Here is a 13,833-nt window from a genome sequence, read left to right as displayed (position 1 = left end):
ATGGTAACCCGGATTTAATTGTACTCCCACACTATTTCAGGCCGGTTGAGCAGGGTTCTCTTATGGGGCGAGGGTTTCCTCTGCCCGCGGTTCTTCTGCCTCTTCCGGAGGGGCTTCGATGATTTCATCTTCGGCCTCTATTTCTTCCTGTTCTTCCTGTGCCTCTACTGCTTCCTGCACCTCTATTTCTCCCTGTACGGTTTCGCCGGTTTCTTCCTCTGAAAGGGCCTCTGGAAGGGGTTCTTCAGCGGGGGCATCCCCGGGTGCGGCGGTAAGTTCATGCCCGTTGAGGCGAAAACGTGAAACCAGTGCCTCGAGGTGCCGGGCGGTTTCGGCCAGGTTTCGCACCGAATGATGCACGTCTTCCACCTGGGCGAGCACCTCTTCGGTGGAAGCGCTGACTTCTTCGACGGCGGCGCTGTTCTCTTCACTCACGCTGACGATGTTCTCGATGGCCTGGTTCACCTTGCCCGACTGCGCGGCCATGGCCTCTGCGGCGGCGGTGGTTTCTCCGATGACGGTGGCGACCGCATCCATCACTTCAACCATGCGCCCGGAAGTGCGGCTGATCTGCTCGGTAGCCCGCGCGGCCTCTTCTGCCTGGGTATTGACGGCCTCAATGGCCTTCAAAATGGCGTTTAAGGCATTTCCCGAATGGTTGGCCAGCTCTACCCCGGTTTCTACCTCGCTCGAGCTTTCGCGCATGGCGCGAGTGACCTCATCGATCGCCTTACGAATATCTTTGATCAGCCCGTTAATTTCACGGGTCGAAAGCGCGGCTTTTTCGGCCAGCTTGCGCACCTCATCGGCCACCACGGCAAACCCCTTGCCGTGTTCTCCGGCGCGCGCCGCCTCGATGGCAGCGTTGAGCGCCAGCAGGTTGGTCTGCGAGGCGATGTCTTCGATGGTTTCGACGATATCACCAATTTTGACCGACTGCTGTTCCATTTCCCGGATCTTCTGCGCCGAAAGCCCCACCCGTGAGCGGATGGTATGCATGCCCTGAATGGTAGATTCAACCGCCCTGGCGCCTTCACGGGCGGCCCGGGTGGCTTCATCGGTACTGCGCTGGACGGCTTCGGTGTTGCGTACCACCTGCTCGATCATTTGCCCCACTTCGGTGGTGACGCGGTTGGCCATCTCCACTGACTTTTCCTGGTCGCGGGCACCAGCAGTGACGTTTTCGATGGCCTGGTTCATCTGAATCATGGCGGCAGCGATGCGATTCGATTCATCGGCCTGCTCGGCGGCGCCGCGTGCCACCTGTTGAATGGTGGTGGTGATCTGCCCGGTGGCCTGAGAAGCGCCCATGGAGGCCTGCTCCAGTTGCAGTGAGGCGGCTCCCAGGTCGGTAGCGCTCAGGGCCACTTCGCGTATGGCCCGGCTCAGGTTCCGGTTCAGCTCGCTGAATACCCGCCCGATTTCCTGCAGGCGATCGTTCATCCGGTTGAAAGCCTGGGCCATGCGGCCTACCTCGTCCTGGCTCGTAACGGGGAGTTCCATCGAGGCAATTTCTACACTGCGCGTCAGGTCTCCCCTGGCCATCAGGCGCATTTCATCGACCAGGTGAGCCAGGTCTACCTCGGCAATCTGGCGCGCGCTGGAAGCCAGGCGTACCAGCGGGTTGCGGATACTGCGGGCCAGAGCCAGCCCTGAGGCCAGCCCCACCCCCAGCGCCGCCACCAGCACGATCATCTGCATCGTCTGGAGATTGCGGGTGAGGAGCTGACTGGCTTTTTGCTCGGCTTCGTAATCGCTTCGAACACTGGCCGAAAGTTCGTCGAGCAGGGTGCGGAGCTGATCACCGGTGGCGTCCATCTGTTCGGCTTTCACGCGGGCCAGTTCATCCTGGCGGCTGCGGATATTCTCAAAGCCGAGGTCGATCATGCTCAACGATTGTTCGACGTTGGTGATCTGGTTGCGCTGAGCGGTGTTTAGCTTGAGCTCTTTAAGCTGGTCGAGGGCACTCAGGGTCTGGTTGTAATGATTGTCAAAGTCCTTGAGGGACTGCGAGGCGCTCCCTTCGATGAAGTATCGGCTCACATCCTGGCGCAGTTCTGCCACCAGGCTGCTGGTTTTAGCCACCTGTTTTTGAATTTCCAGTTTCAGCTGGGCTTCCTCAAGAGGCGTCAGCGGCACAACCGGCTCAGCGGTCTGGGTGGTAGACGTAGTGGTGGTGGTTGTGGTGGTTGTGGTGGTAGCCTCCACCGCTTCGGGGATGCGGTCGATCATTTCCTGCGTGCTGTGCCCGATGGCCCCGAAAAATTGCTTAATCTGGGCCTGAATCACGTTGATCTGCATCTGGACGGCTTTGAATCCATCGGTATAGGCCGTCAGCTGTTCTGATACTTGCTGCACCTTTTCTGCCCGCTCGGGGTTGGTGATGCGGGAAGAGGCATTTTCCAGCAAGGTTTGAAAGCGGGTCAATTCCTGCTCATAGGCCTGCATGGCCTGCTCACCGGGAGAGGCCAGGTAGCGGTTGGCGGCTCCGGTAAGGGTGGCTTCGCTCACCACCAGATCGTCAATCAGCCGTTGCTCAGCGGCCAGGTTATCTACCAGGCGGCTGACGGTGCCCTGCAACCGGCTAATCCCGATGATTGAACTCAGGCCGACGGCGATCATTAACAGCAAAATGACCCCGATGACCAGGATGATTTTTATGCTTACCCCAAGGTTGCGAATCCAAGACATCATTCAGGCCCTCCTCACACATTCAATAAGGTTATTTTGCATGGAGAGGGGATAAAAAATCTATAAAGATGGGATAAATTCGATGGGCAGATGAAAAAAAAAGGGAGTTTCAGGCGGGGCGAGTGGCCCAGTGAATGGCTACAGTGCCAAAGTTGAGGCGGCGGAAGCCCGCGCCGGTGAACCCGGCTTCGATCAGGCGGGAAAGCAATTCTTCGGCGGTGAGAAAGTGCTGAGAAGTCTGCGGCAGGTAGGTGTAGGCGGCGCGGTCGCCGGTGAGCAGGCCGCCGAGGAAAGGGATGATGCGGTGCATGTGAAAGCCGATCAGCGGAGAAAGGAGGCCGGGGCGTGGACGGGTGGTATCGAGGGCTATGAACCGCCCTCCCGGGCGCAGGACGCGCATCTGTTCGCGTAGAGCCTGCGGCAGATCGGTCACGTTGCGGAGGAGGAAGCCAGAGACGACTGCATCGAAGGCGGCATCGGGGAAAGGCAGACGGAGGGCATCGGCGGCCACCCAGGCCGAAGGGGCAGGGGGGCGCGTTTTCCCGGCGAGCATCATGGCAAGGGTAAAATCGGCGGCGACCACCCGGCAATGTGGCTGCTGGTGCAGAGCTTCGCGGGCCAGGTCACCTGTACCGGCGCCGAGGTCGAGCAATCGTTCTCCGGGGCGCAGGGCGGCGCGGCGAATGACCTCTCGCCGCCAGGCAAGGTCCATTCCCCCGGTCATCAGGCGATTCATGAGGTCATAACGGGCGGCAATGCGGGAGAACATGCGCTGAACAGCGCGAGCGCGTTCTTCTTCGGGGGGGAGGGAAAGGCTCAATGCAACGGAACCCAGACGAGGATGGTGGTGCCGGCGCCCGGTTCGGAGGTTAACTCAATATCCCCTCCAGCGTTGTGGGCGCGGGTCTGCATGTTGCTCAGGCCGTGACCCAGGGTGAGCTGGACTTTACTCGTATCGAAGCCGCGCCCGTCATCGCTGACTTCAAGCACGGCGCGTTCGTTGGTCATCCACAGGCTCACATGCACGTGCTTGGCGTGAGCGTGTTTGGCGATGTTGGCCAGCGCTTCCTGGCAGATGTGAAAAAGCGCCACGGCGGCAGAAGGGGGGATGAGGCTGGCTTCTTCGGGGGTGGGGCCGCTCACGTTGACGTCTACCAGGGTGTTGGCACGGAATTCCGCCACCAGGCGGCGCAAACCGTCCATCAGGTTTTCTTCGTGGAGTTTTCGCGGGCGCAGGTCGAGAATGTAGGCGCGGATGTCGCGGATGGTGCTGTTCAGGTCAGCAATGGCCTGGTCGATGCGCTGGCGCGCCGCGGCGGGGTCATCGCCGAGGAGCAGGCGGGCATGCTCCAGGGTGAGCCCGACGGCGTAAATATCCTGAATGATGCCATCGTGCAGATCCATGCCAATGCGTTCGCGTTCTTCCAGAACGGCCAGGCGGCGCTGTTGCACATTCAGGCGGGTGTTTTCGATGGCCGTGCCCACCCAGAAACTGATCGCCGAAAGGAACTGCATTTCAAGCTCGTCCAGGGCTTTTTCGTGGCTGGAGGCGGCGCAAAGTACTCCGAAGACCCCGCTTGCCCCGTTGAGCGGGGTGCAGGCAATCTGCCGCACGGTGCTCTGGAGGATGGCTTCGTTCAGGAAGTGATGGTTTTCATCAGCACTGGGTCGAAGAGCAGGGAGATCGAGGCGCTGAGCCTGGCCGCTGGCGGCGGTTTGGCCGATGATACCTTCACCGAACCTGAATTCGGTTTTTGACCAGAGAGCAGGGAGGGTTGAACTGCGATGGGCGGCCAGCCTGAGGTGGTTGCCATCGTCATGGCGGAGGAAAATCTCTCCGGCTTCAAGTTTCAGATAATCCATCACCTGGGTGAGCGCCCGGTCGATCATGGTGTCGATATCTGCCGACGAGGCCAGAGTCTGGGCCATGTCGTTGAGCAGGGCCAGGTTCTCATTACGGCGGGTAAGGGTGCTCTCGCGTTCGGTGAGGCGCTGCACCAGACGGGCGTTAAACAGGGCAACTGCCGCATACGAGGCCAGCATTTCAATCACCACCTGGTCGTCGGCGGTGAATTCGGGGGCGTTCAGCTTGTTGGTCAGGTAAATCTGGCCGAGCTGTTCTTCGCCGCGGCGGATGGGTACGCCGAGGAAGGAGGTCATGGGGGGGTGATGAGGCGGAAAGCCCGCGGAGCGCGGATCGGTGGTGAGATCGGCCAGACGAATGGTGCTCGAACCGCGCATGAGGGCGCCAATGAGGCCTTTGCCAACCGGCGGATGGGCCATGCGGCGGATTTCTTCAGGGCTCATACCGATGGGAATGAAGCGGTCGAGCTGGCCTTCTTCGTTGAGGATGCCCACTGCGGCGTACTGCGCCCCTACCTGTTCCATGGCCAGGGTAGCAATACGTTCCATGAGCGCTTCGGGAGAAATTTCCTGAACCAGTTCCAGGCTGGCGCGGTGAAGCGCTGCCAGGCGTTCTTCCAGTTGTTCGCGGGTCAGCAGGCCAGGTTCCATAATAACGATATTTTACCCGAAAATACCCAATTCTTGACGAACCTGTCAGAGCTTTGGCACCGGCCAGGGAGAAATCCTGAGGGTTTACCTTTCTTTTCTGAGCGGCAAACCGTATAATCAGCCTCAATTGGAGGTGGTTTATGCTGGACAGTATTTTAAGGCGCAAGAAGGATGAGGAGGAAAAACGCAAAGAAGGGCGTTTGCCACCGGGGCAGGCACTGACCAACCGCTTCCCGGTGCTTCATTACGGGCCGGTGCCCACCTTTGACCCGAAGACGTGGGATTTCCGCGTGTGGGGTGAGGTGGAACAGCCCCTGCGCCTCACCTGGGAGGCGTTCAACCAGCTTCCGCGCAGCCAGGTGACGCTGGATTTACACTGTGTTACCCGCTGGAGTCAGTTCGATATGCTGTGGGAGGGCGTTCTGGTGCGGACATTGATGGAGCTGGGGCTGGTGAAGCTTAAACCCACCGCGCGCTACGTGATGCAGCACGCCGAGAATGGTTATACAGCCAATCTCCCTCTGGAGGTGGTTCTGCAGGAGAACTTTTTACTCGCCACCCATTATGATGGGAAGCCCCTGGAACCGGAACACGGATACCCGTTGCGGGGAGTGGTGGGGGCCATTCCTGGCCGCAGTGACCTGAAAACCCCCTACCTGTGGAAAGGCGCCAAATGGCTGCGCGGCCTGGAATTTATGGCAGAAGACCGACCGGGTTTCTGGGAGCAGGCCGGTTACCACAACGAGGCCGACATCTGGAAAGAGGAGCGGTACGCCTGAGGATGGGTGGAAAGGAACTTCATGCTGGCTGCCATTGATCTGGGGATCACCAATATTGATATCGTATTCCATCAGGGAGATACGTACGGGCATGTACGCCTTCCGGCCAACGGTCAGCCGGTGGAAAGGCAAATGGAAGCGGCTCTGAATGCCCTGCAAGCCCAGGGTTGCCAGCCTGCGAAGATCGCTGTGACGGGCGGGCAATATCGCCGTCTGGCGACGCGTTTTGACGCGGTGGAGATCGTGGGGGTATCGGAGGTACAGGCCATCGGCCTGGGTGGATTGGCGCTGGCCGGGGTAGAGCGCGCCCTGGTGGTGAGCGCCGGTTCGGGGACAGCCATGGTGGCGGCACGTGGGCGCGACTGTACGCACATCACCGGCATTGCGGTGGGAGGCGGCACCCTGCAGGGGCTGGGCCGCCTGCTGGTAGGAACAGCAGATGCACCTGAAATTGACCGCCTGGCGCTCGCGGGCGACCCCAACAGGGCTGATCTCACGCTGGTAGAAGCCGTCGGCGGGACTGTGGGCCGCCTGCCGCCAGACGCCAACGCGGTCAACTTTGGGAGGCTCGCCCGCCAGCCGTTGGAGTTAAGCCAGCCCGACCTGGCCGCTGCTCTGGTGCGGCTGGTGGGGCAGGTGATTGCAGTGGTGGCCATCAATGCCGCCCGTGCCGAGGGATTGGAGCCGATTGTGGTCATCGGTCACCTGGTAGATTTGCCTTCTCTGCGGCGGGTGCTCAACGAGGTGGCCGGTTATTATCAGGCTACAATATACGTTCCTGAGCGCCCCGGCATGGGCACGGCCCTGGGTGCGCTGCTCTGGGCAGAGGGTTTGTGATACAATTTCCGGTGTCCTGAGCGCATCAAAAAACCCCTCATCTGAGAGGGGTTGTGCCGAAGGTGGGAATCGAACCCACATTCCTTTCGGAACGCGATTTTGAGTCGCGCGCGTATGCCAGTTCCGCCACTTCGGCAGGTTGATGTTAGTATAAACAGATTCAACGGAAGGGTCAAGGTATTTCGTTCTCATGAAGCTGGGCATTATCGGCCTTCCCCAATCGGGAAAAACCACACTGTTCAATGCGCTGACGCGCGGCACGCAGCCCACCGGCCTTTCTGCCGGGAAGATTGAGGTGCATACCGCGGTGGTGGATGTGCCCGATCCGCGTGTTGACCGGCTCTCGGCGATGTTCAAACCCAAAAAGACGATTTATGCCAAGGTTACCTATGCCGATGTGGCCGGGTTGGAGGGCAGTGCCGCGAAGACGGGGATTTCGGGAGCGTTGCTCAATCAGCTTACGCAGATGGATGGCTTCATTCAGGTGGTACGCTGTTTTGAGGATGATGCCGTGCCGCATCCGGCCGGGAGCGTAGACCCGGTGCGGGATATCGCCAGCATGGAAAGTGAGCTGATCCTCAACGACCTTATCTCAGTGGAGCGGAAGCTGGAGCGCCTTGCCGATGAAAAGAAAAAAGGCGGCGGGCGTGACCGTGCTGTCATCGAGCGAGAATTAAACCTCTTTGAGCGTTTCAGGGCGGCGCTGGCTGAAGAAATTCCCCTGCGTGACGTGGATGTGGATGCAGAAGAAGAAAAGGCGCTGACGAGCTTTGGCTTTCTCAGCCGCAAACCGATGCTGGTGGTGCTCAACCTCTCCGAAGGGCAGACCCCACCGGTGATCCACTATCCTCATCGGCACAGCCAGGTGGTGGCTTTACAGGGAAAACTGGAGATGGAAATTGCCCAGCTTCCGCCGGAGGAGGCCCAGGTTTTCCTGGCAGAGTATGGCATTGAGGAGCCCAGCCTCAACCGGATGATTCGTCTTTCGTATGATTTGCTCGGTCTGCAGAGCTTCTTCACCGTGGGGCCGGATGAATGCCGCGCCTGGACGGTGCGCCGCGGTGCCACCGCTCCTGAGGCGGCAGGTGTCATCCATACTGACCTGCAAAAGGGGTTCATTCGTGCCGAGGTGGTGGCTTATGATGATCTGATTGCTCTGGGCGGCATGAACGAAGTTAAAGCCCATGGTAAATTACGCCTGGAAGGTAAGGAATACATCGTCCAGGATGGGGATATCCTGAACATTCGCTTCAACGTTTGAAAGACCCAACCATGCGCTACGAACCTGTAATCGGTCTGGAAGTTCACGCCGAGCTGGCCACCCGTACCAAGATGTTCTGTGCCTGCCCGGTAGTCGATCCCACCTGTTCGCGCCCCAATGAGGCCGTCTGCCCGGTGTGTTCAGGTTTACCGGGGGTGTTGCCGGTGGTTAACCGTCAGGCGGTGGAGCTGGCCCTGCGGGTGGCGCTGGCGCTGGGGTGTCGGGTCAACCGGGTGAGCCTTTTTGCACGTAAAAATTACTTTTACCCCGATCTGCCCAAGGGGTATCAGATTTCACAGTACGAGGAGCCGCTGGCCGTGGAGGGGCGCCTGCCGATTGAGACGCCCACCGGCTGGCGTGAGATACGCATCCGGCGAGTGCACCTGGAAGAGGACACCGGTAAACTGACCCACGTGCGGAAGGATGGCGAAGAGTATTCTCTGGTTGACCTCAACCGCGCGGGGGTGCCCCTGCTGGAGATTGTCTCTGAGCCCGATCTGCACAGTGCGGCAGAGGTGCGCGCGTACGCTCAGGCCCTGCGCGCTGTACTGCGTTACGTGGGAGCCAGCAGCGGTGATATGGAAAAGGGCGCGCTGCGCATTGAACCGAACATCTCCATTCGCCCGGAAGGCAGTTCGAGTTTTGGTACGCGGGTGGAGATTAAAAACCTCAACAGCTTCCGCGCCCTCGAACGCGCGGTGGCCTACCAGATCGAAAGGCAAACCCAGACCCTTCAGGCAGGTTTGCCGGTGGCTCAGGAAACCGTGGGCTGGGACGAGGCCGCCGGTGTGACCTTTTCACAGCGCAGTAAAGAAGAGGCGCATGACTATCGTTATTTCCCTGAACCTGACCTGCCCCCGCTGGTGGTGGAGGAGGAATGGATTGCCTCGGTGCACGCGGCACTGCCAGAATTACCCTGGGCCAGGCTGGAACGGCTTCAGCGCCAGTACGACCTGCCCGTGGTAGACGCACGCCTGCTGGTGGATGATCCTGCTGTAGCCGATTATTTTGAAGCCACAGCGGCGGCATTGCGTTCTGCACCGGCCCGCATGGCCGCCAACTGGGTTACTGGCGAACTCTTCGCCTGGCTCAATCAGAGCGGGCAATCGCTCGGGCAGATCAGGGTTTCTCCCCGGGGGCTGGCCGCCCTGCTGGATCTCATGGCGCAGGGGACGGTGACCCTGAACACGGGCAAAGCGGTGCTGGCCGAAATGCTCCAGAGCGGCGCGGATGCTTCTGAAATTATCCGCTCACGCGGGCTGGAGCAGGTTTCGGATGCCGCGTGGATTGCTGATCTGGTGCGGGAAACCCTGCGCTCCAATCCGGCGGAGGTGGAAAAATACCTCTCCGGGAAAGAGACGGTGGCCAACTGGTTTTACGGGCAGGTGATGCGCGCCGCCAGGGGCCGGGCCAATCCCCAGGTGGTGCAGGAAGAGCTCCAGCGCCAGTTAAAAGCCCTGAAGCGCTGAGAGAAGCGGCCCTCTGAAGGGTGGATGAGAATTTTTTCTCACCTGGAGCGAAACCGGTGTGATACGATGATTCTATGACGCGCCGAACGACGTTTTCTCCCGGCCTTCTTGTGATCCTGGCTTTTGCCCTGTTCACCCTGGCTTCGGCCCAGACGACGCCCCCGTACGTTCAATATTTACCCCTCATCATCAACCCGCTGAGCGCACCGGTGCTCAAGTGGCAAAGGCTGGGATGCTATTCTTCCTGGTGCGAGACCGGCTGGTATTCTTCTCCGGCGGTGGTCAACCTGGATGCCGACCCGCAAGGGGAGATTGTCGCTTCGGCGTACTCCATCTGGGCGTTCGATGGTGATTCGGGGGCGATTCTCTGGCGCACCCGCTCGGGGCATGACACTACCGAGAACTTCGATAGTGTGTCTAACGTCGGGCGCACCTGGCCCGGGGTGGCGGTGGCCAATGTGGATGGCACGGGTCAGCCGGAGATTGTCACGGCGCATTCGGGGGGCTGGGTGGCGGTGTACGACCTCAACGGGCGTTTTAAACCCGGCTGGCCGCAACGCCCCACTACGGCTGAGCTTCGCGGCCTGCTGGTGGCTGACCTTGATGGTGATGGGGGTTCTCTCGAAGTCATCGTCACTGCTGCGGTCGGGAGCAAGACCAATACCTGGGTGTACAATGCCAACGGCACCCTGCGCGGTGGCTGGCCGCAGCTTACCCGCAACGATGGCTATGCCTGGGGCGTCTATAACGCTAACGGGGCCGCCGGCAACCTGGACACCTCGGATGCGAGGCTCGAGCTGGTGATTCCCTCCGATGTACATTACATCCAGGCTTATCGACCGGATGGCACGTCTCTACCGGCGGGGGGTATTTACGGCGGGAAAACCTGGGGACAGGTGGGTGTATGGGAGAGCGCCGCGACCGAGCTGCGCGGCTGGGGTGCCTGCGATGGGGTGCGGGTAGAGAGTTATCGCGCGAATTTTGCCGATGGCCCGGCAGTGATTGCCGATGTTAACGGGGATGGATCGCGTGAGGTGGTCACGGTGGGAAATATGGTGGACTGTAAAGCGGGGTACCCGCCCAGCCGTTACATGGCTCTCTTCCTTTTCAACCCCGACCGTACCCGCTTTAAAGCTTCGGAGTTCGATTGGACGAATATCCCTGTGGATACCGGTGCGCCCATTGCAGAAGACTACAATGTGATCGAAAGCGCCGAGCCGAACCCGGTGGTAGCAGACCTGGATGGCGACGGCAGGCAGGAAATGCTTTTTGCTTCGTACGATGGCCGGGTGCATGCTTTCTGGCTGGATAAAAGCGAACACGGTTCCTGGCCGTATGCCGTGTTCCGAGCCTCTGAAGGGATCAAACGCTTCGCCTCTGAGCCGGTGGTGGCCGACCTGGATTGTGATGGCAAAGCGGAAGTGCTGTTCACCTCGTGGGTGGAGAAGGGGAGCAATCAGACGGGGAAGTTGCACCTGCTGAACTATCTTGGCCAGGTCATCGCCGAAGTATCCCTGCCGGCGGGGTTCAACGCCAGCTGGAATGGCGCCATGGCGGCGCCAACACTGGCGAACGTGGACAGTGACCCCCAGCTTGAAGCCGTGATCAACTCGGCGCATTCCGGGGTGCTGGTGTACGACCTGCCCGGATCAGGGGCGTGTAACCTGCAGTGGCCCACCGGGCGCGGCAACCTGGCGCGGACGGGCAGCCGGTAATATGCCCTGGCTGGCGGGGTCATATCCCGGGGGGTGAGGAAAATAGCCCTCAGGGGGGATGTGGAGAACGGGGACAAAAGCTACAATATTGACCTGAAAGGAAAACAATCTTATGGCTGATTCTCCCTCTGCTCTCCCCACTATGAAGGAGCTCAACCCCCTGCTCGCTCCCTATCAGACCCCGGCCTGGAAGCCAGCGATCTGGCAGATGATCAACACCATCCTGCCTTATTTCGCACTGCTTACGGCGATGTTTTTCAGTTTGCGCGTTTCTTACTGGTTAACGCTGATCCTGGCGATCCCGGCGGCGGGTTTTCTCATCCGTACTTTTATCCTCTTTCATGATTGCGGGCACAACTCGTTCACGCCCTCGAGAAAGGCCAATAAAGGGATTGGCTTCTTCCTTGGGGTGATCACGCTTACCCCGTCAGAACAGTGGTGGAAGTCGCACGCCATTCATCACGCCACCAGTGGGAACCTGGATAAACGCGGCATTGGCGATGTGACGACCCTCACCGTGGAAGAATACCGCTCCAAGCACTGGGTGGAGAAGGTGGCGTATCAGCTTTTCCGGTTCCCGTTCATCATGTTCGGTCTGGGGCCGTTATGGATGTTTTTCATCCATCATCGGTTTGCCACGCCGCGCTTTTCGCGGAAGGAGACGCTGAGTGTAATCTGGACAAACGTTGCGCTGGTCTTTTACATTGGCGGGCTCAGCCTGCTTTTTGGAAGTTTCTGGAATTTCCTGCTTGTGCAACTGCCGGTCTTCTGGCTGGGGGGGATGTTCGGAATCTGGCTGTTCTACATTCAGCACCAGTTTGAAGGGGTGTACTGGGCGCGTGACCCCGAATGGAATTATGTGGCCTCGGCCTTACGCGGGGCAAGCTTCTACCGCCTGCCGCGGGTGCTACAATGGTTCTCCGGCAACATAGGGTTTCATCATATCCATCACCTCAGCCCACGCATTCCCAACTACCGGCTGGAGGCGTGCTATGCCAGCAACCCCATTTTCCAGCAGGAGGTCAAAGAAATTGGCTTCCTTGAAGCACTGCGCATGGTGCGGCTGCAATTGATTGATGAGGCGAACAACAATCGCATGGTGGCCTTCCAGGATATCCTCGGATAATTCTTAATAGAGGCAGATACCGGCCCGGAAAGTTCTCCCTTTCCGGGCTTCTGGTTTTAAAGCGGGGCTGTGAGCGATCCTGAGTTCCCGTTCGGGTGCACCAGAAGTTCCCGAAAATGCCAGCGCAGGCTCTCTGGAGATCCGTAAGGAGGGGTATAATCAGAAATTATAGATCAATAATATCTATATATATCCAACTGGAGAGAACCCATGGACAGGGAAATCGAAACCGTGATTGTGGGCGGCGGGCAGGCGGGGCTGGCCGTCAGCTATTTTCTCACCAATGCAGGGCGTGAGCACGTTGTCCTTGAGCAGGCGTCTCAGGCAGGCCATGCCTGGAGGGATGACCGGTGGGATTCCTTTACGCTGGTGACACCTAACTGGTCGTTTCGCCTGCCAGGCGCGGAATACAGGGGTGATTCGCCCGATGGTTTTATGCCGCGAGACGATATCGTGGGACATTTTGAGAGTTATGTCCGGGTCAACCGGCTGCCGGTGGAGTTCGGGGTGAGGGTTGACAAAGTGGAGGCAGACGATGATGGGGGGTATCGGGTGGAATCGAGCCTGGGGAGGCTGCGGGCGAAACAGGTGGTGATTGCCACCGGGCTTTTCCAGAAGCCTGCCATCCCTCCATGGGCCCGCGAGGTGCCGGAATCTGTCTTCCAGATTCATTCCGGGAAATATCGCAACCCCTCCGCGCTCCCGCCGGGGGCAGTGCTGGTGGTGGGGTCGGGGCAATCGGGCTGTCAGATCGCCGAAGAATTGCTGCAATCTGGTCGTGAGGTGTATCTATCTACCGGGCGGGCCGGGCGCGCCCCGCGCCGCTTTCGGGGGAAGGATATTTATGAATGGGCCAGTCTGATTGGATTACTGGATCGCACCTCAGCACAGCTGCGCTCTCCGCAGGAGCGATTCGCCTCGAACCCGCTGGTTTCGGGCAGGGATGGCGGCCACACATTGAACCTGCACCGGTTTGCCCGTGATGGGATGCACCTGTTTGGCCGTGCTCAGGGGGCGCTGGCTGGCAGGGTCTTTTTTGCGTCAGACCTGGCAGAAAACCTGGCCTTTTCGGATCAGTTTGAAAGAAACCTGCTCCAGCGCATTGACGGGTATATCCGGTTGACCGGTCTGGAGGCTCCCGCCGAAACGGTGCCAGAACTGAAAGATGGGTATGAAACGCCTTCGATGAACGAGCTCGACCTTATAGACGCCGGAGTCACCACGCTTATCTGGGCGATGGGATATGACTTCGATTTCAGCCTGGTGAAGTTCCCCGTGGTTGATGAAACGGGTTTCCCGCGCTCTCAGAACGGTGAAACCTCTTCCAGGGGGCTTTATTTTTGCGGCATGCCCTGGCTTCCGGGCCAAAAATCGGGGTTATTGCTCGGGGTGGGGGAGCAGGCCTATTTTGTGGCCCGGAAAATCACCGGCAAGTGATGCC

Annotated in this window: 10 protein-coding genes and 1 tRNA gene; 7 read left to right on the top strand and 4 right to left on the bottom strand. The window is 59.5% G+C overall.

Going from position 1 to position 13,833, the window contains the following annotated elements; genetic code table 11:
• Positions 1-60 precede the first annotated feature (60 nt).
• The 3 genes from ATHL_RS14715 to ATHL_RS14705 form a co-directional block, all read right to left on the bottom strand.
• Positions 61-2,694 carry a methyl-accepting chemotaxis protein gene (locus ATHL_RS14715; RefSeq protein ID WP_062195464.1) on the bottom strand — a complete coding sequence of 878 codons (2,634 nt, stop codon included), beginning with the start codon at positions 2,692-2,694 and terminating at the stop codon, positions 61-63.
• Positions 2,695-2,800: 106 nt separating this feature from the next.
• Complete coding sequence (locus ATHL_RS14710) at positions 2,801-3,511, bottom strand: ubiquinone/menaquinone biosynthesis methyltransferase (RefSeq protein WP_162787733.1); 711 nt, start codon at positions 3,509-3,511, stop codon at positions 2,801-2,803.
• The gene (locus ATHL_RS14705) at positions 3,508-5,205 is read right to left on the bottom strand and encodes a GAF domain-containing sensor histidine kinase (protein ID WP_062195461.1); all 1,698 of its coding nucleotides are present in this window, start codon (positions 5,203-5,205) and stop codon (positions 3,508-3,510) included. The genes ATHL_RS14710 and ATHL_RS14705 overlap by 4 nt, the downstream gene beginning before the upstream one ends.
• 140 nt (positions 5,206-5,345) lie before the next feature.
• On the opposite strand from ATHL_RS14705, the gene ATHL_RS14700 reads away from it, so the two are divergent.
• Both ATHL_RS14700 and ATHL_RS14695 read left to right on the top strand, forming a co-directional pair.
• Positions 5,346-5,984 (top strand): sulfite oxidase-like oxidoreductase, encoded by a 639-nt coding sequence (locus tag ATHL_RS14700; protein ID WP_062195456.1) that lies wholly within the window; start codon positions 5,346-5,348, stop codon positions 5,982-5,984.
• Between the two features lie 6 nt (positions 5,985-5,990).
• Complete coding sequence (locus ATHL_RS14695) at positions 5,991-6,821, top strand: acetate and sugar kinases/Hsc70/actin family protein (protein ID WP_162787732.1); 831 nt, start codon at positions 5,991-5,993, stop codon at positions 6,819-6,821.
• 54 nt (positions 6,822-6,875) lie between these two features.
• Here ATHL_RS14695 and ATHL_RS14690 read toward each other — a convergent pair.
• Positions 6,876-6,957, bottom strand: a tRNA-Leu gene (locus ATHL_RS14690).
• A gap of 54 nt (positions 6,958-7,011) precedes the next feature.
• Here ATHL_RS14690 and ychF point away from each other — a divergent pair.
• From ychF to ATHL_RS14665, 5 genes are all read left to right on the top strand, one after another.
• Entirely contained in the window at positions 7,012-8,082 is a 1,071-nt protein-coding gene (gene ychF, locus ATHL_RS14685; RefSeq protein ID WP_062195453.1) for a redox-regulated ATPase YchF, read from the top strand.
• Positions 8,083-8,093: 11 nt separating this feature from the next.
• Positions 8,094-9,551 carry an Asp-tRNA(Asn)/Glu-tRNA(Gln) amidotransferase subunit GatB gene (gene gatB / locus ATHL_RS14680; RefSeq protein ID WP_062195451.1) on the top strand — a complete coding sequence of 486 codons (1,458 nt, stop codon included), beginning with the start codon at positions 8,094-8,096 and terminating at the stop codon, positions 9,549-9,551.
• A gap of 74 nt (positions 9,552-9,625) precedes the next feature.
• On the top strand, positions 9,626-11,266 hold the full coding sequence (locus tag ATHL_RS14675) for an FG-GAP repeat domain-containing protein (protein WP_062195449.1): 1,641 nt from the start codon (positions 9,626-9,628) through the stop codon (positions 11,264-11,266).
• A 112-nt stretch (positions 11,267-11,378) separates the two neighbouring features.
• Positions 11,379-12,392 carry a fatty acid desaturase gene (locus ATHL_RS14670; RefSeq protein WP_084001512.1) on the top strand — a complete coding sequence of 338 codons (1,014 nt, stop codon included), beginning with the start codon at positions 11,379-11,381 and terminating at the stop codon, positions 12,390-12,392.
• A gap of 210 nt (positions 12,393-12,602) precedes the next feature.
• On the top strand, positions 12,603-13,829 hold the full coding sequence (locus ATHL_RS14665) for an NAD(P)-binding domain-containing protein (protein WP_062195448.1): 1,227 nt from the start codon (positions 12,603-12,605) through the stop codon (positions 13,827-13,829).
• Positions 13,830-13,833 lie beyond the last annotated feature (4 nt).

The organism is Anaerolinea thermolimosa, from assembly GCF_001050195.2.
Lineage (GTDB): Bacteria > Chloroflexota > Anaerolineae > Anaerolineales > Anaerolineaceae > Anaerolinea > Anaerolinea thermolimosa.
This window is presented reverse-complemented; position numbering and strand designations above follow the sequence as displayed.

What these genes read in the sequence shown, in the direction of transcription:
- ATHL_RS14715 (WP_062195464.1), bottom strand. Translation starts at nt 2,694, where the DNA reads ATGATGTCTTGGATTCGCAACCTTGGGGTAAGCATAAAAATCATCCTG.
- ATHL_RS14705 (WP_062195461.1), bottom strand. Translation starts at nt 5,205, where the DNA reads ATGGAACCTGGCCTGCTGACCCGCGAACAACTGGAAGAACGCCTGGCA.
- ATHL_RS14700 (WP_062195456.1), top strand. Translation starts at nt 5,346, where the DNA reads ATGCTGGACAGTATTTTAAGGCGCAAGAAGGATGAGGAGGAAAAACGC.
- ychF (WP_062195453.1), top strand. Translation starts at nt 7,012, where the DNA reads ATGAAGCTGGGCATTATCGGCCTTCCCCAATCGGGAAAAACCACACTG.
- gatB (WP_062195451.1), top strand. Translation starts at nt 8,094, where the DNA reads ATGCGCTACGAACCTGTAATCGGTCTGGAAGTTCACGCCGAGCTGGCC.
- ATHL_RS14675 (WP_062195449.1), top strand. Translation starts at nt 9,626, where the DNA reads ATGACGCGCCGAACGACGTTTTCTCCCGGCCTTCTTGTGATCCTGGCT.
- ATHL_RS14670 (WP_084001512.1), top strand. Translation starts at nt 11,379, where the DNA reads ATGGCTGATTCTCCCTCTGCTCTCCCCACTATGAAGGAGCTCAACCCC.
- ATHL_RS14665 (WP_062195448.1), top strand. Translation starts at nt 12,603, where the DNA reads ATGGACAGGGAAATCGAAACCGTGATTGTGGGCGGCGGGCAGGCGGGG.